The organism is Streptomyces sp. NBC_00353 (assembly GCF_036108815.1).
Classification (GTDB): domain Bacteria; phylum Actinomycetota; class Actinomycetes; order Streptomycetales; family Streptomycetaceae; genus Streptomyces.
In genome coordinates this window covers 1,945,057-1,964,095 of record NZ_CP107985.1, presented here as the reverse complement: position 1 = coordinate 1,964,095, position 19,039 = coordinate 1,945,057, and the positions used below count along the sequence as shown (strand labels likewise).

The 19,039-nt window shown below is 70.0% G+C and carries 21 protein-coding genes and 1 riboswitch; of the genes, 10 read left to right on the top strand and 11 right to left on the bottom strand.

Annotated features, from left to right (window positions below; all coding sequences use genetic code 11):
- The first annotated feature begins 100 nt into the window (after positions 1 to 100).
- Entirely contained in the window at positions 101 to 943 is an 843-nt protein-coding gene (locus OHA88_RS09355) for a TIGR02452 family protein (protein WP_328625078.1), read from the top strand.
- 244 nt (positions 944 to 1,187) lie between these two features.
- Here OHA88_RS09355 and OHA88_RS09350 read toward each other — a convergent pair whose 3' ends face one another.
- From OHA88_RS09350 to OHA88_RS09340, 3 genes are all read right to left on the bottom strand, one after another.
- Entirely contained in the window at positions 1,188 to 1,637 is a 450-nt protein-coding gene (locus OHA88_RS09350) for a type II toxin-antitoxin system PemK/MazF family toxin (protein WP_328625077.1), read from the bottom strand.
- Positions 1,638 to 1,879: 242 nt separating this feature from the next.
- Positions 1,880 to 3,409: a flotillin family protein gene (locus tag OHA88_RS09345; protein WP_328625076.1), complete on the bottom strand. Its 1,530-nt coding sequence runs from the start codon at positions 3,407 to 3,409 to the stop codon at positions 1,880 to 1,882.
- A gap of 165 nt (positions 3,410 to 3,574) precedes the next feature.
- Positions 3,575 to 3,793 carry a hypothetical protein gene (locus OHA88_RS09340; protein ID WP_328625075.1) on the bottom strand — a complete coding sequence of 73 codons (219 nt, stop codon included), beginning with the start codon at positions 3,791 to 3,793 and terminating at the stop codon, positions 3,575 to 3,577.
- A gap of 49 nt (positions 3,794 to 3,842) precedes the next feature.
- Between OHA88_RS09340 and OHA88_RS09335 the strand changes: the two genes are divergently transcribed.
- From OHA88_RS09335 to OHA88_RS09325, 3 genes are all read left to right on the top strand, one after another.
- Entirely contained in the window at positions 3,843 to 4,865 is a 1,023-nt protein-coding gene (locus tag OHA88_RS09335; protein ID WP_328625074.1) for a LacI family DNA-binding transcriptional regulator, read from the top strand.
- A gap of 116 nt (positions 4,866 to 4,981) precedes the next feature.
- Positions 4,982 to 5,314, top strand: a complete 333-nt coding sequence (locus OHA88_RS09330; protein WP_389724823.1) for a hypothetical protein — start codon at positions 4,982 to 4,984, stop codon at positions 5,312 to 5,314.
- Between the two features lie 293 nt (positions 5,315 to 5,607).
- Positions 5,608 to 7,044 carry an aldehyde dehydrogenase family protein gene (locus OHA88_RS09325; RefSeq protein WP_328625072.1) on the top strand — a complete coding sequence of 479 codons (1,437 nt, stop codon included), beginning with the start codon at positions 5,608 to 5,610 and terminating at the stop codon, positions 7,042 to 7,044.
- An 80-nt stretch (positions 7,045 to 7,124) separates the two neighbouring features.
- Here OHA88_RS09325 and trxA read toward each other — a convergent pair whose 3' ends face one another.
- The gene (trxA, locus tag OHA88_RS09320; RefSeq protein ID WP_030933996.1) at positions 7,125 to 7,499 is read right to left on the bottom strand and encodes a thioredoxin; all 375 of its coding nucleotides are present in this window, start codon (positions 7,497 to 7,499) and stop codon (positions 7,125 to 7,127) included.
- Positions 7,500 to 7,615: 116 nt separating this feature from the next.
- On the opposite strand from trxA, the gene OHA88_RS09315 reads away from it, so the two are divergent.
- On the top strand, positions 7,616 to 9,058 hold the full coding sequence (locus OHA88_RS09315; protein WP_328625071.1) for a dihydrolipoyl dehydrogenase family protein: 1,443 nt from the start codon (positions 7,616 to 7,618) through the stop codon (positions 9,056 to 9,058).
- Between the two features lie 52 nt (positions 9,059 to 9,110).
- Here the strand turns inward: OHA88_RS09315 and OHA88_RS09310 are convergent, their stop codons facing one another.
- The 5 genes from OHA88_RS09310 to OHA88_RS09290 all read right to left on the bottom strand — a co-directional run bounded on the left by OHA88_RS09310 (position 9,111) and on the right by OHA88_RS09290 (position 13,802).
- Positions 9,111 to 10,739 (bottom strand): IS200/IS605 family accessory protein TnpB-related protein, encoded by a 1,629-nt coding sequence (locus OHA88_RS09310; protein WP_328625070.1) that lies wholly within the window; start codon positions 10,737 to 10,739, stop codon positions 9,111 to 9,113.
- 397 nt (positions 10,740 to 11,136) lie between these two features.
- Positions 11,137 to 11,667 carry a hypothetical protein gene (locus tag OHA88_RS09305; protein WP_328625069.1) on the bottom strand — a complete coding sequence of 177 codons (531 nt, stop codon included), beginning with the start codon at positions 11,665 to 11,667 and terminating at the stop codon, positions 11,137 to 11,139.
- Positions 11,668 to 11,741: 74 nt separating this feature from the next.
- Entirely contained in the window at positions 11,742 to 12,296 is a 555-nt protein-coding gene (locus OHA88_RS09300; RefSeq protein ID WP_328625068.1) for a hypothetical protein, read from the bottom strand.
- A 167-nt stretch (positions 12,297 to 12,463) separates the two neighbouring features.
- Positions 12,464 to 12,958 carry an Asp23/Gls24 family envelope stress response protein gene (locus OHA88_RS09295; RefSeq protein ID WP_328625067.1) on the bottom strand — a complete coding sequence of 165 codons (495 nt, stop codon included), beginning with the start codon at positions 12,956 to 12,958 and terminating at the stop codon, positions 12,464 to 12,466.
- A gap of 247 nt (positions 12,959 to 13,205) precedes the next feature.
- Positions 13,206 to 13,802, bottom strand: coding sequence for a histidine phosphatase family protein (locus OHA88_RS09290; protein WP_443044203.1), 597 nt, complete (start codon positions 13,800 to 13,802; stop codon positions 13,206 to 13,208).
- Between the two features lie 127 nt (positions 13,803 to 13,929).
- A riboswitch (adenosylcobalamin (AdoCbl) riboswitch) is annotated at positions 13,930 to 14,078 on the top strand.
- Between the two features lie 3 nt (positions 14,079 to 14,081).
- Here OHA88_RS09290 and OHA88_RS09285 point away from each other — a divergent pair.
- Together OHA88_RS09285 and OHA88_RS09280 are read left to right on the top strand one after the other, a co-directional pair.
- Positions 14,082 to 14,300, top strand: a complete 219-nt coding sequence (locus OHA88_RS09285) for a CbtB domain-containing protein (RefSeq protein ID WP_267008456.1) — start codon at positions 14,082 to 14,084, stop codon at positions 14,298 to 14,300.
- 28 nt (positions 14,301 to 14,328) lie between these two features.
- Positions 14,329 to 15,102 carry a CbtA family protein gene (locus OHA88_RS09280; RefSeq protein WP_328625066.1) on the top strand — a complete coding sequence of 258 codons (774 nt, stop codon included), beginning with the start codon at positions 14,329 to 14,331 and terminating at the stop codon, positions 15,100 to 15,102.
- Positions 15,103 to 15,191: 89 nt separating this feature from the next.
- Here the strand turns inward: OHA88_RS09280 and OHA88_RS09275 are convergent, their stop codons facing one another.
- Positions 15,192 to 15,767 (bottom strand): GNAT family N-acetyltransferase, encoded by a 576-nt coding sequence (locus OHA88_RS09275; protein ID WP_328625065.1) that lies wholly within the window; start codon positions 15,765 to 15,767, stop codon positions 15,192 to 15,194.
- Positions 15,768 to 15,960: 193 nt separating this feature from the next.
- On the opposite strand from OHA88_RS09275, the gene OHA88_RS09270 reads away from it, so the two are divergent.
- From OHA88_RS09270 to OHA88_RS09260, 3 genes are all read left to right on the top strand, one after another.
- Positions 15,961 to 16,707: an SDR family oxidoreductase gene (locus OHA88_RS09270; RefSeq protein WP_326607031.1), complete on the top strand. Its 747-nt coding sequence runs from the start codon at positions 15,961 to 15,963 to the stop codon at positions 16,705 to 16,707.
- A 100-nt stretch (positions 16,708 to 16,807) separates the two neighbouring features.
- The gene (locus OHA88_RS09265) at positions 16,808 to 17,704 is read left to right on the top strand and encodes an SDR family oxidoreductase (RefSeq protein ID WP_328625064.1); all 897 of its coding nucleotides are present in this window, start codon (positions 16,808 to 16,810) and stop codon (positions 17,702 to 17,704) included.
- 33 nt (positions 17,705 to 17,737) lie between these two features.
- Positions 17,738 to 18,481 (top strand): TetR/AcrR family transcriptional regulator, encoded by a 744-nt coding sequence (locus tag OHA88_RS09260; protein ID WP_328625063.1) that lies wholly within the window; start codon positions 17,738 to 17,740, stop codon positions 18,479 to 18,481.
- 122 nt (positions 18,482 to 18,603) lie between these two features.
- Here the strand turns inward: OHA88_RS09260 and OHA88_RS09255 are convergent, their stop codons facing one another.
- A complete protein-coding gene (locus OHA88_RS09255) occupies positions 18,604 to 18,960 on the bottom strand; it encodes a tetratricopeptide repeat protein (protein WP_328625062.1) in 357 nt (118 codons plus the stop codon).
- Positions 18,961 to 19,039 lie beyond the last annotated feature (79 nt).

The window sequence follows — 19,039 nt, the reverse complement described above, 5'->3', positions numbered from 1 at the left end:
GAGATCGCACAAGGGTGCCCTTGCGCGGCACATAATCCCGTTGCGCAGGGAGCGCGGGAGCGTCGATCATGCCCCGTATGCATCACACGGGGGAGTGCCGATGAGCGCACGGCTGCGCGCCATCGCGACAGAGACCGAGTCCATTGTCGAAGCCGGGCTCTACCGCACGCCCGAGGGGCGTGAGATCAGTATTGAGCGCACTCTGGCCGCCGCGCTCTCCGGGACCCGGCTGTACGGGCCCGATCCGGTGCCCGTCGCCGCACTCGACACCGACCGCACCGCGGTCATCGAGGTGACCGGCGAGAGCAGCCTGCAGGCGGCGCGCCGGATGACCGGCGAAGGGCCGGGCAGGATCGCCGTCCTGAACTACGCCTCCGCCCGTAACCCCGGGGGCGGCTACCTCAACGGCGCGCAGGCCCAGGAGGAGGCCCTGTGCCGCGGCTCCGCGCTGTACGCCACGCTGCTGCGGGCCCCCGACTACTACGCCCGCCACCGGGCCGAACGCAGCGCCTTCTACACCGATCGGGTGATCCACTCGCCCGGCGTGCCGGTGTTCCGTGACGACCGGGGGCGGTTGCTGGACACCCCGTACACCGTCGGCTTCCTCACCTCGCCGGCGCCCAACGCCGGAGTGATCCGCAGCCGGACGCCCCAGGACGCCCACCGCATCCCTGCGGCGCTCGCGTCCCGTGCCGAGCGGGTGCTGGAGGTCGCCGCCGTGCGCGGGTACCGCAGGCTCGTACTCGGCGCCTGGGGTTGCGGCGTGTTCATGAACGATCCGGCGCAGGTGGCCGGCGCGTTCCGGGCGCTGCTCGCCGACGGGGGCCGGTTCGCCGGCCACTTCGAGCAGATCGTCTTCGGCATCCTCGACCGCAGCCGGACAGCGGCCACCCGTAACGCGTTCGCCCGGACGTTCGGTCGTGAGCCGCAGACGCAACCGTGACATTGGGCCGGAGGGGTGGAGGCCAATCGTAACGGTCACGTTGAGCCATAGGAGTGTGCACCGACCGTGACGGCTGACGTCGGGCCGGGGGTGTGGCTACCGACTGTGAGGTGACGTCGCGCCGGAGAGGCGGGTGCCAACCGTAACCGTCAGGTTGAGCTGGAGGCATGGGCGCCGACCGTGACGGTGTCGCGCCGGAGGGGTCGACGTCGGCCGCCACGACCGGTGGGCCCGGTCCCGTCGCTCAGCTCCAGCCGTAGCGCTCCCGCAGCCGCCCGACGACCAGATCGAACCGGTCTCGGTCCAGCGCGCACGCCTCGCGGCGCATCCCGTCCTCGTGCGCCCGCAGCACCCGGTCCAGGTCGACCCAGGACGGCCGGCCCGAGCTGTCCCACGGTCCGGCGCCGAGGGCGACCCACTCGCGGTCCCGGTCGTGCTGCTTGCTGGAGAGCTGTACGGCGAGCAGCGTGCCCGTCGCCTCCCGAGCCACCACGAGCACCGGGCGGTCCTTGCCCCGGCCGTCGTTCTCCTCGAACGGCACCCAGGTCCACACGATCTCGCCGGGGTCGGGATCGCCGTCACGGTCGGGAGCGTACGAGGTGCGGACCTGGCCCACATCGTGCGGGTCGGCCTCTGCGGTGGCGGTCGGACCGGAACGGCCGGGAAAGCCGGCCGAGCCGTCGGTGCTGGTCATGCTGAATGTGCCGACTGAACGGTGAGGGATCGTCATCCGGACACCGTAGAACGTATACGCCCCATTCCGTGGAGTCGGGTCCACCGAACACGCAGCGGAGGGGGAAGGACGACGCGGATGAGCTGGGGAGTGCACCGGGCGCGCCGTGCCGCTCGATGGGACCTGGACGGGACAGCACATAGCTGTGGCCGGTACTCGCCCGTGGTTGACGGACAAGCACCGGCCACAGCTGCCACGAGTGGTCAGGAGGGCGTGCTGCCCTCCTGACCACCCGTCACCGGAATGTGCTCCTTGCGCGGCGTGGGCGGGACAGCGGGCGCGACACCGTTGACCGGGGGCGCAGCCTCCGTCCCGCCGTTGTTCCGGCCGTCGCCCTGGCTCATCGTGGACAGCAGCTGACGGGCCAGGCCCAGCCCCGTACCACCCATCGTCAGCGCCTTCGCGAACATCTCCGACATGCCGTCGGCCCCGTTCAGCAGCACCATGTGATCGACGCTGCTGAAGGCGCCTGCGCCGGCCTCGACGATCTCCGGCCACTTCTCCGCCAACTGCTGTGCGACCACGGCCTCCTGATTCTCGGCCAGGGCTGCGGCCCGCGCCTTGATCGCCTCTGCCTCGGCCAGACCCTTCGCCCGGGTCGACTCGGCCAGGGCGAGCCCATTGGCCTGTGCCGCTGCTGCCTCCGCCTCACCGGTCGCGCGGGTCGCCGACGCGGCGGCGGCGCCACGTGCCTTGGTCGCCTCGGCCTCGGCGATCGCCGCCGTCTTCACCCGGTTGGCCTCGGCGATCGCGGCGAGCTCCGTCTCCTTCGCATGCGCCTCGGCGGCCGAGATCCGGGCGTCGCGCTCGCCCTCCGCCAGCGTGCGCTTCTCGTACGCCTGGGCATCGGCGGGTTTCCGTACGTCGACCTGCAGCTGTTGCTCGCGCCGCTGGGCCTCCAGCTCGGCGACCCGGGTCTCCTGGACCACGACCTCCTGCCGGGCCGCTGCGTCGGCGAGCGGACCTGCCTGCCGCGACTTGGCCGCGGCCTTGTCCCGTTCGGCCTGGTAGCCGGCCTGCAGGATCTCGCTGTCGCGGGTCGCCTCCGACATCCGGGCGGCGGCCTGCTGTTCCGCCTCGGTCGCCCGCCGGTTGGCCTCGGCCTGCGCTATCCGGGCATCCCGCTGAACGGCGGCGGCATGCGGCATGGCGAGATTCTTGATGTACCCGGTCGGGTCCTCGATCTCATGGATCTGCAGCGAATCGACGATCAGCCCGAGCTTCTCCATCTCGCTGCCGCACGCCGCCCGGGTCTGACCGGTGAGCTTCTCCCGGTCCCGGATCATGTCCTCGACGGTCAACCCGCCCACGATGGAACGGAGATGGCCGGCGAACACGTTATGCACCCGCTCCGCCATCATCTTCTGCTGGTCGAGGAAACGGCGGGCCGCATTGGCGATCGACACGAAGTCGTCGCCCACCTTGAAGATGACAACACCGCGCACCCGCAGGGGAATCCCCTGATGGGTGACGCAATCGACGGACAGTTCCGTCTCGTTGAGGTCGAGAGACATCTTCCGTACCGCTTGCACGCCGGGCAGGACGAGCGTGCCGTGCCCGGTGACGATACGGAACCCCATGCCCTGCCCGAGGCCTTCGGTCTTGTGCTTGGAGCCCGAGATGACCAGTGCTTCGTTCGGCTCGGCCACTCGCCACATCAGCTTGAACAGGCCGATCAACACAATGATGGCGGCGAGAACCAGCCCCGCCATGACGCCGATGACCATCGGCATGCGCCCCCTTATCGCAGTGCCCCGTCGGCACTGCTGAACAGACGGAGTCTTCTCCTGCGCGCGGCGACGGAGAAGGGGTGTGCAAAACCTTGCCGCATTCTTGACTGGCGCGGACCCGACGCCTGTGCGTCACACACCTCAACTCCAGTGTTCTGTGGGTGAACCTCAACTGTCGTACGCGCACGCCACATACACCGTGCGCGGGGGAAGATAGTCGATCACCGTCACCACCGTCCCCGGCTCCATGCGGTCCTTCGGCGAGGACGGGTACGCGAGGAAGTGCTCGGCGCCGCCACGGATCCGTACGATCACCTCGCCGACCAGCCCCGGCCCCACCGTCCCGGTCACCCGGCCGAGCAGTCCCACCATCGACGAGTCATCCATGCCCCGGAGCGTACCCACGCAGGACCGGTCTGGAAGACTGCCCGACGCCATGAGCCAGTTACCCGAGCAGCCCTCCGAAGGTCCGGTCCCGACGAGCGCCGACGTGGCGCGACTCGCAGGTGTCTCCCGGGCCACCGTGTCGTACGTACTCAACAACAACTCGACCGTGCGGATCAGTGATCCGACCCGCCGTCGGGTCAGGGAAGCAGCCGGCGAACTCGGCTACGTGCCGCACGCGGCGGCCCGTAGTCTGCGCGCCGGACACACCCGGATGGTGCTGCTGCCCACGGGTAGCCATCCGGCCGGATCGCTTCACCACCACTTCTTCCATGAGCTCGAGTCCGGCCTGCGCCGCCTCGACTACACCGTGGTCCGGCACGGCAGTCTGGGCCTGGACGCCGAGGAGGCCGCCCGCGCCTGGGCCGAGCTCCGTCCTGTCGCCGTCGTCGCACCCGGCGGGATCGCCCTCACCCCGCAGGGCATCGCCGTGCTCCGCCGTTCCGGGGCCAAGGCGGTGATCACCCTCGGGCCGCAGCCGGTCGACGGCGCCCACGCCCTGGTCATGGACGAGCGGGAGGTGGGCAGGTACGCCACCATGCATCTTCTGGAGCGCGGCCGCCGCAGGATCGGAGTGGTCATGCCCGAGGAACGGGGCGTCGGCGTGTTCGCCGAACCCCGGCTGGCCGGAGCCCGGCGAGCCGCGGCCGGTGGCGGAGCCCGTATCGAACCGCTGCCCCTGCGGTACGAGGAGGAGTCGGCCGCCGCCCTCGCCGCGAGGTGGCGCACGCTCGGACTCGACGCCGTGTTCGCGTACAACGACGAGTACGCGATGCTACTGATGCGGGCGCTCCAGGACGCGGGCATCGAGGTGCCGGCCGAGACCGCCGTGATCGGAGCCGGGGACCTGATGCTGGGCAAGCTGCTGAGGCCCCGGCTGAGCAGTGTGCGGATGGAACTGGCGACGGCGCAGCCGCTGGCCGATCTCGTCGACCGGCTGGTGCAGAACCCAGGCAGCGAGCCCGAGCGCCACGACCTGCTGAGTGCACGGGCGATCCCTCGCGAGTCGAGCTGAGGCGGCGGCGGTCCGCCGGGCTCACCGGCGGCAGCACACGGGCCGGCCCGCCCGGCACTGCAACACGGCAGCGCGGCAACGTGCGCGCCGCGCGTCGCTTGCTTAGCGTCATGACCATGAGCTATCCGCAGAGTTACGAGATCCTGCTCGTCCCCGGGTTCACCGATACCACGACCGAACCGGCCGAAGCCACCGAACGCCCAGAGGCCACCGACGACACCGAGCACACCGACACCACCGAGGCTCCCGACTCCGTCGCCGCCATCCGCTCGGCCGTCGTGGAGGCCACGGGCGAGACGGGGGCCTCGGGCTATCCCCGGTACGCCGGGGAGGGCATGGTGGCGGACATCGATCCGGCGACCCGGACCGTGGAGGCCCTGCTGATCGACGGCGCCGAACTGGACTACGGCCTCTCGGTCAGGGTCTCGGAACGGAAGACCGAAGACTGAGCCGGGAAGCGGGCAACTTCCTTCTGAAGGGGAAGAGTTGGGAGGGACCGTCGCTGCGTGAGGTCAGCACCGAACGTCGAGCACAAAAGGGAGCAGCAGTTCGATCAATTCCCTTGTCGGTGGGTGCCGCGTGGCTACCATGTTGCACGTTCAACCGAGCGGGGACACGTTCGATCACCGAACGCAGCTCGCACGGTTGCGCCGGATCGCGTCGTCCCGCGAAGCCGCGGCCGCACCCCCCCGCGCCCCACCGCATGGGACCACCCCTCGAACCGATCGACTGGAGAGTCTTCATGTCCCTGCTCGACCCCAAAGCCTGGCAGTCCCGCACGCTTGCGGGAGGTGAGTCGGACGTCGTCGAGCCCGCCACCGGCGAGGTGCTCGGACGTGTCACCCTCGCCGCGCCCGAGGACATCGCCGCAGCCGCCCGGTCCGCGGCCGCCGCCCAGGCAGCCTGGTCCCGCACCCCGCACTTCGTCCGCGCCGCGGTCCTGCGCCGGGCCGGCGACCTGTTCACGGCGCACGCCGCCGAACTACGCGAATGGATCGTACGGGAGTCGGGCTCGATCCCCGGCAAGGCCGACTTCGAGCTCCACGTCGCCGCCCAGGAGTGCTACGAGGCCGCCGCGCTCGCATCCCGGCCGGCCGGTGAGGTCCTGCCCAGCGAGGACGAGCGTCTCTCCTACACCCGGCGCGTCCCGGTCGGCGTCGTCGGCGTGATCGCCCCGTTCAACGCGCCGCTGATCCTCTCCATCCGGTCCGTCGCCCCCGCGCTCGCCCTGGGCAACGCGGTCCTCCTCAAGCCCGACCCGCGCACCGCCGTCTGCGGCGGGCTCGCGCTGGCGGCAGTCTTCGCCGAGGCCGGACTCGACGAACACCTGCTGCACGTCCTGCCCGGCGGCGCCGAGGCCGGACAGGCACTGGTCGCCGAACCGCGCGTCCCGGTCATCTCCTTCACCGGCTCCACCGCGGCGGGCCGAGCCGTCGGCGAGGCCGCCGGACGGCTCCTCAAGCGCGCCCACCTGGAGCTCGGTGGCAACTCCGCCCTTGTCGTCCTGGAGGACGCCGACCTGGAGGGCGCGGTGGCCCAGGCCAGTTGGGGCTCGTTCTTCCACCAGGGCCAGATCTGCATGACCACCGGCCGACACCTCGTACACGCCTCGCTGCTCGACGAGTACGTCGAACGGCTCGTCGCCAAGGCGGACGCGCTGGCGGTCGGCGACCCGCACCGAGAGCAGGTCCACCTCGGCCCGATCATCGACCGCGGCCAGCTCGGCAAGATCCACCGGCTGGTCGAGTCCAGCACCGCAGGTGGCGCGAAGCTCGCGGCCGGCGGCACCCACCGCGATCTGTTCTACCGCCCCACCGTCCTCACCGACGTCGACGACCACACGCCTGCCTACACCGAGGAGGTCTTCGGCCCGGTGGCCCCCGTACGGTCCTTCGAGACCCTTGACGAGGCCGCGGCACTGGCCGCCGACAGCCCGTACGGACTCTCCCTCGGCATCGTCACCCGTGACACCGCGCTCGGCCTGGAACTCGCGGACCGGATCCCGACCGGCATCGTCCACATCAACGACCAGACGGTGAACGACGAGGCGGTCGCGCCATTCGGCGGCATCGCCGCGTCCGGCACCGGCGCACGGTTCGGCGGCGGGGCCAATCTGGAGGCCTTCACCGAGCTGCGCTGGACGACCGTGCGCCACGAACCGGCCGGCCACCCCTTCTAGGGCCTGTCCGCCTCCGCAACGCCGAGAGGGCCCGGCCGACGGCCGGGCCCTCCTCCACCCGCAGTTCCGGCGCGCGCGGGCTACTGCTGCTGTTCCTTCTGCTGGTTCTCGATGGACTTGCGCACCTCGTCCATGTCCAGCTTCCGGGCCTGCCCGATGACATCCTCCAGCGCAGCCTCCGGCAGCGCCCCGGGCTGGGCGAACACCGCCACATTGTCCCGGACGATCATCAGCGTCGGAATGGACTGGATCTCGAAGGCCGCCGCCAGCTCCTGCTGCGCCTCCGTATCGACCTTGGCGAAGACCAGGTCGTCGTGGCGCTCGGACGCCGCGTCGTAGACCGGCGCGAACTGCCGACACGGGCCGCACCAGGAAGCCCAGAAGTCGATCAGGATGAACTCGTTCTCGCTGACGACCTGATCGAAGTTTTCTTTGGTGAGCTCTACGGTGCTCATGCGTCTTTACCTCTTCCTGTGCCCGTTCGGACCTGTCCCGGGACAACGGTGGCTTCCTTTGCGCTATTCCGCCTGCCCATGTGGCCGCAGCCCACACCCACCACCAGACTGTCCCCATGACAGATGCTGATGCTGTGAAGAACGCCGAATACGACGTCGTGGTGATCGGCGCGGGGCCGGTGGGGGAGAACGTGGCGGACCGGACCCGCGCGGCCGGGCTGAGTACGGCGGTCGTCGAGGCGGAGCTGGTCGGCGGAGAATGCTCGTACTGGGCCTGTATTCCCAGCAAGGCCCTGCTGCGCCCGGTCGTCGCCCGTGCGGACGCGCGCAGGGTCCCCGGTCTCAGCGGCGCCGTGCAGGGCCCGCTGGACGCGGCTGCGGTCCTTGCCCACCGTGACTGGTACGTCGCGGACTGGCACGACGACGGGCAGGTCGCCTGGTTGGAGGGCGTCGGTGCGGATCTCTACCGGGGCCAGGGACGTCTGGCCGGTACGAAACAGGTCTCCGTCACCACCCCCGACGGCACCGAACACCGGCTCACCGCGCGGCACGCCGTCGCCGTCTGCACCGGCAGCCGCGCCGTGGTTCCCGACCTGCCCGGAGTCGCCGATGCCCGCCCCTGGACCAGCCGGGAGGCGACCAGCGCGAAGGAGGTCCCGGCCCGCCTGGTGATCGTCGGCGGTGGGGTCGTCGGCGTGGAGATGGCCACCGTCTATCAGGCGCTCGGCGCCGAGGTCACGATGCTGATCCGTGGCAAGGGCCTGCTGCCGAAGATGGAGCCGTTCGCGGGTGAGCTGGTCGCCGAGGCGCTGACCGAGGCCGGAGCCGACATCCGTACCGGCGTATCGGCCACCTCCGTCAACCGCACAGCCCCGGACGGCCCCGTCACCGTCGAACTGGACAACGGCGAGATCGTCGAGGCCGACGAGATCCTCTTCGCCACCGGCCGCGCACCGCGCACCGACGACCTGGGGCTGGAGACGGTGGCCCTGAAGCCCGGATCCTGGCTCCCGGTCGACGACAGCTGCCGTGTAGAGGGCAGTAACTGGCTCTACGCCGTCGGCGACGTCAATCACCGGGCGCTCCTCACCCATCAGGGCAAGTACCAGGCCCGTATCGCGGGTGCCGCGATCGCCGCCCGCGCCCAGGGCGCCCCGCAGGCGACCGGTCGCTGGGGCGCCCACACCGCGACCGCCGACCACGCGGCCGTCCCCCAGGTGGTCTTCACCGACCCGGAGGCCGCCTCCGTCGGTCTCACCCTCGCCGGGGCGGAGCGGGCCGGCCATCGCGTACGTGCCGTCGACTACGACCTCGCCGCGGTCTCGGGCTCCGGCCTCTACGCGAGCGGTTACCGGGGCCGCGCCCGCATGGTCGTCGACCTCGACCGGGAGATCCTGCTCGGCGTCACCTTCGTCGGGCCGGGCATCGGCGAGCTGTTGCATTCGGCGACCGTCGCGGTCGCGGGCGAGGTTCCCATCGACCGGCTCTGGCACGCGGTCCCTGCCTTCCCCACGATCAGCGAGGTCTGGCTGCGCCTGCTGGAGGCGTACCGCGGCTGAGCACGGACGGTGAGCCGGCGCGTGGGACGGATCCCGACGTGGCCGACCGTTCCTAACCAGTGGGCGTAAGTGAGTCTTGGACCCACTGTTGCGTACTGGGCGCATCCCGAACGGTTTTGGATGCGCTGGGTTCCCGCTTTCGCTTCCCGCTCGGCGGCGGCCCTCCGGGGGGCCGGTCCGTTGCGGGCGGGCGGGTTTCCTCACGCCCCCGGGCGCCTGGTCCGGCCTGGACGGTCCGATGCCTCGCACGATCACCCTGGTCGTGTGGGGGCGGTGCCGTCCGTCGCTGGATCGGGTGTCCGAGGGCGCGTCTCCCGATCGCGATGCCGGCGGCATCGTGACGGGACATGGTGCGGTGCGGGGTGGCCAGCGGCTTCTGCCAGTGCTGGGCACCCCACATGCTGGTGTAGGCGGGGTCGACCGCGACAATCGCGAGACCCTGTTCGGCGGCCATGGAGACGAGCCGGGCCTTGAGTTTCCTGGTGGGCATGCCGGAGATGAGCTGCCGGAACCGCTTGCCGCTGCCGTGCTTCTCGCGGGTCTTCTCAGCGGTGAAGTCCAGATCTTCAATGGCTATGGTCTTCGCGCCGGCCTGCTGGGTCCAGTGCAGCAGACGCGTGAGCGCGTGCCGGATCTGTGCGTCGCGGTGGCCGGCGGTTCCGGACAGGTCGTAGGGGAAGCGGTGCGGGTCACCGATGGGGTTGCCGTGGACGTCGAGCCGGTAGGCGGCGAAGTGGTCCGCGTTGGTGTCGACGCCGATCATGCCCCGGGCGCGGGCGGTTTCCAGCGGGATGGTTTTCACGGCGGGGCGTTGCCAGGATGCGGTGAGGTACCAGCGGCCGCGCTCCACGTCGAGGTGGATGCGGTAGGCGACGGCTCGGTTCGCGGTGATGCGGTCGGCCCACTCCTGGCCCCGGTGCGCGAACGCGATACGGGCGGTGAGGGTGTACCGGCCGTGTTTGGTGTTGGCCAGGTGCGCGAGCGGAACGGGCAGCTTGACCGACACTTCGCCGGTGTCGGTGACGCGTATCGTCTCGTTCCCGAACCGCTTCCCCGACTCACCATCGGCAGCGAGAAACCAGCGTTCCGCCTCCCACCGTTCCCGCCACTGATCTTCAGTGAGCTGGGCCTGGGTGAGGTGGTGGCGGGTGTTGAGGAGACGTCTACCGCCCCGCACCACCCGGACCCGTCCGGCTTGCCAGTCGGCGACAGCGGCATCGTGCCGGTCTTCCAGTGCCGCGAGGCGGCGGGACTTGCGGAACCACTCGTTCTTCGACCGGTAGCCGCCCGCGGCCCGCTTCGTTCCGGGCGCCCCGATTGGGAGGGCCAGGCGGTGCCGCAGCGTCTTGATCCCGGCTGCCAACTTCCGGATGTGTGCCGCGTGGCAACGGCGGGCCAGCGCCCACTGATCGTGCGTGGCCTTGGTGATCGCACCGGCGATCCGCGACGACGACTCCTTCGTAAGGTCCCGCTTACGTGCTGCCCACTTGTCTGCACCGTGCTCGAGACCATCCGCACAGCGGGCCTTGAGATCACGGGAAGCAAGCGCACCCTGATGCTCACCGACCGCACGCAGCACCCTCTCGTCCTGGGGCGTGAGGTGCTTGAGACGGTCCCGGACCGCCACCCCGCAAGGCCCGGGCACCACGAAGGACGCCGTCAACTTCCGCACACCACCCATCACATCACCCCCTCAAGGCCCGACACCTGCCACCCAGCCCAACGAGCACCAGCCACCAAGGTCACCCATTCGACCCCGGAACTCCCGTTCCCCCCACGAACTAACCGACAGGACTCACTCCCACTCGCTACAACTCACTCCAGCTCAGCTAACCGACGGCAGCTCACAACCCCCGGGCAAGAGACGGGGTCGATGCGTCGTCGGGATCCGTCGCCTCCGCGTACCCGCACGCTGTACCTGCGTCCCGAGGTGCAGACGAAGTGGCGGCGAGCTCGTCGGACGAAGCATGCGTGCTTGTCCACGTGGCCGACGACTGCTGTGGTCACACTGTCGTCCGGGGCCGGCAGACCGTGGCCCGGAGCGCAGTCGATCACGCCTGCCGACCCCTTCTCCGCGATCAGGCGCTGAGCAGGCGGTTGAAGAACGAGCGGTAGCGCTGGAGGGCAATGCGCAGATCCTCGGTGAGGACCTCTTCTCCCCGGCCCCACTGGCTTTCGAGCCCTTCCTTGCGGGATGCGAACGACCGCGCCAGCGTCTGCATGACCTCGGCGACCAAGGCGTCGGCCGTACGGACGGCGTCCTGCGGATCGTCGACGAAGGCTGTCTGGACGGCCCGCCATTTGGACTTGAAGGCCTCGGCTTCCTCGGGACCGAGAAGCGGCTCGTTCTCCTGGCCCTGGTCCGGCGCCGAAGCGTGCGGTGTACCCGCTGCGGCCTGCTCTGCTGGCGCGGCGTCCTTGGCGGTGTCTTCAGCGTCAGCGGCGTTCTCAGCGGCATTCCCGGTGGACGGGGGAGCGTCATCCGCCGTGGCCGACGGCGTCCCACGATCTGCATCTCGATCATCCCGAGGCCGGGCGGGATCCTCGGTGCTGAGGCCCGCGTCGGCCGCGCTGCTGTGGTCGCCCGATCCACTGTGTTCGCGCTGCATGCTTGTTCACCTCGTCCGAATGGGTTTCGACGGGCTCTCGATCCTTTGGCCCGCCGGTATGCGCGGGCGCCGGGTCAAGTGTGTTGCTGCCCCGGCCTGTCGCCGTTGGTGAGCAGGTCGTCGAAGAGTGCGCGGTAGTGCACCATCGCTCCCCGCAGTTCCTCGGTGGTCGTCTGCTGACCGCCGGCTCGTGCATTGACTTCGTGGGCGGCACGGTAATGCTCCAGCGTGCGCCCGTGTTCGACCGACAGGTCCTTCACCTGCTGCTCGTAGCCCTCGGTCGGGTAGCCGCGTTCGTTCATGAGCCGGGTCACCAGCTGGTCCGCCTCACCGACCGCCTCTCGCGGACGGTCCACGAAGTGCTCCTGCACGCTGCTCCAGTCCTGCGTGTACTGCTGACGGGCAGTCGAGGCCAGCGGCTTCAGATCGAGGTCGTCGTGCCGTTGCTCGCGGTCGCGCAGATCACGCTCTGCCGCCGTGCGGCTGTCACCGGTTTCAACAGCGTGCTCGTACTCGGGCCCGAAGCGTTCTTGCAGATGCCGCCGCCGAATGGCGAGCCGGACAATCACCGCGAGGGCGACAAGGACCACCACCACGACGACGATGGCAACAATGATTCCAGTGGACATCTGGTCCTCCGATCGAGGTCGGCCACATCCCCGTCATGTGCGGCAGCCTCAGTGGCCCTGTACCAGGCGAACATCCGATGGGCCTCGGGAGACAGCCGAGGTTCCAGGCCGACGACACGGCCGATGGGCACCCCCTTCGACCAGGCGCGATCCGGTCCGGCGAACCACTACGCGACTCGCCTCTCCGGCGCCTGCTGCTCCTCTTCCTCGTCGGGCAGCTTCACGTCGGTCACCGTGATGTTGACCTCTACGACCTCCAGACCGGTCATCCGCTCGATGGCGGCGATCACCTCGGTCCGGACATCGCCCGCGAGCTCGACGATCGGGAAGCCGTATTCGACGATGATCGACAGGTCGACAGCGGTCTGAACCTCGCCGACCTCGACCTTGACACCGCTGGTGACGGACCGGCTTCCCGCTCCGGGCACTCGATCCCGCACGGTCCCCATACCGCGGACGAATCCTCCGCCCATGCTCTGGACCCCGGGCACGCCCCGGGCCGCCAGCCCGGCGATCTTCGCCACTACGCCGTCGGCGATCGTGGTACGCCCCCGTGCCCCGGGCTCCGTTCGGCGGTTTTCGCCATGCGGTCCCGCTCCGTGCGTGGACTCGGATGCCGGGCGGGTGGTCTCGGGCCGGCTCAGCTGCGTTTGATCGCTCATGGTCGGTCGCCCTTCCGAAGAGGAGGTGGGCTCGATCGCCTTGGCCATTTTACGTACTATTTGTCAGCATTGCTTGAGCGGAAGAGTGCACGGTCGGGCCCGTCACTGAGGGGAGTGGGTCGCTGTGGGGGAGTCCGGTCTCGGGCGTCGGCTCTCCGGTCCGGGGCGGGGAGGTGAAGTCCGTCGTGACGCATGGCGAAAGCGGCGCACGTGATTCCGTGATCCATCACGGATACGACTCGTCCGGCTACTGTCTGTGCAGTGCGGTGGTCTCGTCGGTTCCGGTGCCCAGGGGCCGCCCGCAACGCAGGTTCCACCGCCCGGACCGGCCGCTGAGCTCGGTCAGCGTCAGCGGAGCGACGTCCAACCGCCAGAATGTCTGGGGCGGAAGGCCCAGCGCATGCACGACCGCGGCCCGCACCACCGCGGGTTCGGCCACGGCGAGCACGCTGCCGTCATCGGCGCCCTCCCGATGCAGCGAATCCAGCCAGCCGCCCACCCGCGCATGCAGATCCAGCAGCGACTCACCGCCGTGCGGGGCCGCCGAGGGCTTGGACAGCCAGGCCGATACCGCCCCCGGCTCGTCCCGGCTCACCTCCGCCAGCCGTTGCCCGCTCCAGCGCCCCAAGTCCCAGCCACGAAGGGCAGGTTCGGGATCGGACCGCAGACCCAATGCCTCGGCGGTCCCGGTGCACCGTTCGTCCGGGCCGTGCACCCGGCGATCGGCAGCAGGCACCGCGGCCGCGGCCGCACGCGCCCGCCGGACGCCGGACGCGTCGAGCGGGGCGTCGCCGTCGAACCGGGCCTCGCGCAGCGCCGCGTTGAGCGCCGGTGAGATCAACATCACCCGTACCGTCAACACCCGCGTCAACTCCCTGAACTGTGGCCTCTTCAGTAAGCACACCATGGCATCCAGGGCTGTGGGGTGGGCAGATGGTGCCATGGCGGCGGGGTGCTCCCAGACGGTATGGTCGCGACGAACATGACGACGGTGTGATGGAAGTCCGGTGAGAATCCGGCACGGTCGCGCCACTGTGAACCCGTATCCGTACGGGAAGTCAGACCCAGCGCTGTCGTCTCAGGCACCACGATCGGGACGCGTGTTCCCCCAGGAGGTTCTGCCATGGCACAGACTGCTGCCCCCGCCGCCGTCGCATCACCCGCCATCACCCCCATCTCGCTGAAGGCCATCGCCCCATGGGCGGTCTTCTTCGGCATTCTCATGCTCGTCCTGCTGTACTTCGTCGGCGCCGAGCAGGGCGCCACTTCGGTCATCTCCGGCGAGGGTGTCCACGAGTGGGTACATGACGGTCGCCACCTGCTCGGTTTCCCCTGCCACTGACACGCCGCGCAAGCCAGGGGAACCCCTCATGAACTCCATATCCGTCAGAGCCCTGCTGGTCCGCGGCATGCTGGCCGGCCTCGTCGCGGGCGCGCTCGCACTTGCCGTCGCCTACTTCCTCGGAGAGTCGCGGGTCGACGCGGCGATCGCCCTCGAAGAGGCACACAGCCACGACCACGGCGGCGGCGAGGAACTCGTCAGCCGCACGATGCAGTCCACGGCCGGCCTCGCCACCGGTGTCCTCGTCTTCGGCGTGGCCATCGGCGGCATCGCCGCGCTCGTCTTCTGCTACGCCCTCGGCCGCATCGGCAGGTTCGGCCCGCGGGCCACGTCTGCACTGATCGCGTTCGGCGCCCTGCTGACCGTGTATGTCGTGCCGTTCCTCAAATACCCGGCCAACCCGCCGGCCGTCGGCAACCCCGACACGATCGGCCAACGCACCGCCCTGTTCTTCCTCATGGTCGCTCTCAGCGTGCTGCTCGCCGTTGCGGCCGTCATCCTCGGCAAGCGGCTGGCTCCTCGCCTGGGCAACTGGAACGCGACGATCGCCGCATCCGCCGGCTACGTCCTCGTCATCGGTCTCGCCTACGCTTTCCTGCCCTCGTTCAACGAGGTCGGCAAGGACTTCCCGGCTGGTCTGCTGTGGGAGTTCCGCCTCGCCACCCTCGCCGTTCAGGCCACGCTCTGGACCACTTTCGGTCTGTTTTTCGGCTACCTGACCGAACGGCTGCTGGTGCCGGGACCGGACACGGTCCCGGCGGGTGGCGGCACGGCATCCCGCACGGCCACCGCTGCCGGCTGACCGGCCGAAAATCCGCTACGACCGAACCCGCCAGGAGACGCCTGGCGGGTTCAGTCGTGGTCGGGGCAGAGCCGCCCGGGTGCCCGGCGTCATGACGGACGTCGAGCGGAGACCTCGGGAGAAGGTTCGGACCCGGCGGCTCCGTTCGTCGCAGTCGCTCCGCCCCCGGGTTCGGCCGCCGGTCCGGCCGTCCAGTCGATCCGGTAATGCCTCAGCAGGTCGTCCTCCCCGACGAAGTGCATGCCCGCCGCTGCCATGACGTGCTGGGACGCGGTGTTGTCGAGGTCGGCGTCGCCCCTGACCGACGCGACACCCGCGGCACGGGCAATCTCCAGCAGTGCACGCAGGGCCTCGGAGGCGTACCCCTTTCCGCGCATTGCCGGTATCAGGCCGTAGCCGATCGTGACCTGCCCCCGGTCGTCCGGGACACCGTGGAAACCGACTCCGCCGATGGCGTGCCCGTTCTCGCGGAGGCGGATCTCGTACGCGCCGAACGGCTGAGGATTGCCGGTATCCGCGCAGTGCTCCAGGAAGTGCCTCGCGCCGGCCCGGTCGCCGTCGTTGGGGTAGTCAGGTGCCCAGAGGGCGTCCGGCCCGGGACGGCCTTGCACTACGCACTCCGCCTCCGCGGGGGTCAGTGGGTGGAGCACGAGCCGCGTTGTCACAAGAGATTCCATGACTCGCCGGACTATCACGGCGGCAAGCCTCGACGCATCGGAATTTTGACCGATCGAAAAGTGGGTAGCGGCGCTCGTAACGTTGCTACGCGGTGGTGGTAGCGACGCTACGCAAATGGTGTTAGCGTTGTTCCATCGGGAAGCGGGCATCACCGCACCCCCTTGAAACGGGAGCAACGCCTTGACTGAGCAGACCACCACCGCACGCCGGGTCGCGGTCGTCACGGGAGGATCCAGGGGTATCGGCCGCGAGAGCGCCGAACGCCTGGCTGCCGACGGATTCGCCGTCGTCATCAACTACGCCGGCAACCGGACGGAGGCCGAGGCCGTCGTCGCGGTGATTGCCGCCGCAGGTGGCGAGGCAATCGCCCACCGTGCGGACGTCGCCGACGAGGCCGCGGTGGCGGCGCTCTTCGATGCGGCGGAGGAGACCTTCGGCGGAGTCGACGTCGTCGTCCACGCCGCGGGCGTCATGACGCTCGCACCGCTCGTCGACATGGACCTGGACGCGCTGGACCGGATGTACCGGACCAACATCCGTGGCACGTTCGTCGTCGACCAGCAGGCGGCCCGCCGCCTGCGCGGCGGCGGAGCGATCATCAACTTCTCCAGCTCCGTGCTGTCGCTGGCCCTCCCCGGCTACACCGCCTATGCCGCCACCAAGGGCGCGGTCGAGGCCATGACCCTGATCCTGGCCCGCGAACTGCGAGGCAAGGACATCACGGTCAACGCCGTGGCCCCCGGGCCGACCGCCACCGCTCTCTTCCTGGACGGCAAGGACGAGGCGACCATCGAGAAGCTCGCCGGCCAGGCACCGCTGGAGCGCCTCGGGACTCCACAGGACATCGCGGAGGTCGTCGCCTTCCTCGCCGGTCCCGCCCGCTGGGTCAACGGCCAGGTCGTGCGTGCCAACGGCGGCATCGTCTGACCCCGCCCGCTGACGGCAGCAGACCGCCGCTCCCACGACCGTTGTCACCCTCCATCTCTTCTTCCTCTCCTTCACCGACCGAAAGACCGAGGACTGAGTCATGAGCAAGACCATCGTCATCACCGGCGCGGGATCCGGCTTCGGCGCCCTGGCCGCCCGCGCCCTGGCCCGCGAGGGCCACACCGTCTACGCGGCCATACGCAACACCCGGACACGCAACGCCGCGCGTGTGGCCGAGGCGGCGGCGTACGCCGCCGAGCACCAGGTGGACCTGCGCACCGTCGAACTCGACGTGCTGTCCCAGGAGTCGGCGGACGCCGCCGTCGCCACCGTCCTCGCCGACGCCGGACAGCTGGACGTGATCATCCACAACGCCGGACACATGGTCACCGGCCCCACCGAGGCGTTCACGCCAGAGGAGCTCGCGGCGGTCTACGACACCAATGTGCTGGGCACCCAACGCGTCAACCGGGCCGCCCTCCCGCACCTGCGCGCCCAGGAACACGGGCTGGTCGTCTGGGTGGGTTCCACGTCCACCAGGGGAGGCACCCCGCCCTATCTCGCCCCGTACTTCGCCGCCAAGTCCGCCATGGACGCGCTCGCCGTCTCGTACGCCGCCGAGCTGGCCCGCTTCAACATCGAAACCACCATCGTCGTGCCCGGCTCCTTCACCTCCGGCACCAACCACTTCGTCACCGGCGGCCACCCCTCCGACCTGACCGTCGTCCCGGCGTACGAAGAGCGCTACGCGGGGATGATGGACCAGGTCTCCCAACGCCTGGCCGCCCTCGCACCCGCCGACGCCGACGTCTCCCAGGTCGCCGACGCCATCGTCCGGGTGGTCGGGACGGAGCACGGCAAGCGCCCCTTCAGGGTCCACATCGACCCCGTCGACGACGGCAGCGAGACGGTCAGCGCCGTCGCCGACCACATACGCACCGAGTTCCTCACCCGCATCGGCCTCGACGACCTGTTGGCTCCCCATGCAGCGCGCTGACCCCCGCACGCTCCCCTTGATAGCGTCCGTTCGATGAGCACTCGAGCACGCATCCTGGAAGTGGCGGCCGACCTGGTCGCGAAGTCGCCGGACGGGGGCGTCTCCACCCGGGCCGTGTGCGAGGCCGCCCAGGTGGGGGCCCCGGCCCTCTACCGGTACTTCGGCGACAAGGAAGGACTGCTCTCGGCCGTCGTCGATCATGGCTTCGATGCGTACCTGGCGACGAAGCGGGAGCGCGGCGACACCGCGGACCCCGTCCAGGACCTGCGTGACGGCTGGGACAGCCATGTCGAGTTCGCCCTGCGCAATCCGAACCTGTACCGGCTGATGAATTCCCCCGCCATGCGCACCCCGCCGGCCGCCGCGCTGGAATCGCATCGGATCCTCACCAGGGACCTGGAGCGGGCCGCAGCACAGGGAAAGCTGCGGATCGCGCCCGACCCGGCCGCCCAGATGATCATGTCTGCCAATGTCGGCGTCGCGCTGATGCTGGTCGCCCGCCCGGCGACGTTCACCGACAACAGCATGTCCGAACGGGTACGCGATGCGGTGCACGCGGCCGTGTTCGTACCCGAAGCGGGCGACAGCAAGCCGGACGACGTGGGGGAGGCGCAGATCCCCTCCGCCGCCAACCGGCTGAGGGCCCTGATGCACGGCTCTCCCCGCGCCGGACTCAGCAAGGCCGAATCGGCCCTGATGACCGAATGGCTGGACCGCGTATCGAACGCTGCGGGAAGCCGGGCCGCGGACGACGCGGAAACCGATCGGTCCGGCTGAGGGGCCGAACCCTGGGCCATGACGCCGATGGCCGGAAACCGGCCAGGGGCGCCGGCCCTCGGGACTGCGCCCGTTCGACTCCCTCAGGAACACGCCCGCAGCCCGCTCGAAGGCGCTCCGCCTCAGACGTCCGAGTCGTCCCCCAAGTCGCCGGACATCGCCGCAGCCATCCGCAGATGCGGCGTCGCCTCGGCCTGCCGCCCCTGCCGCTCCAGCGTGCGACCGAGCATCAGCCGCGCGTAGTGCTCCACGGGGTCGCGCTCCAGCACGGCCCGCAGTTCCGTCTCGGCCTTGCCGAGCCGTGCCGAGTGGTAGTAGGCACGGGCCAGCAGCAGCCGCGGGGCGACCTGCTCCGGCGCTTCCTCGACCAGCCCACCCAGGATCCGGGCCGCGGTGAGATACTCCTTCGCCTCGAAAAACATCCGGGCACGGTCCCAGCGGTCGGCTGCGGTACCGAACTCGAAGTAGCTGTCGTTCACTTGTCCTCCTCGGTCGCGGCCTTCCCGGATCCTTCCGGTCGGGCGTCCGGTCGTCCGCCCAGCCGTTCGTTCGACGTTG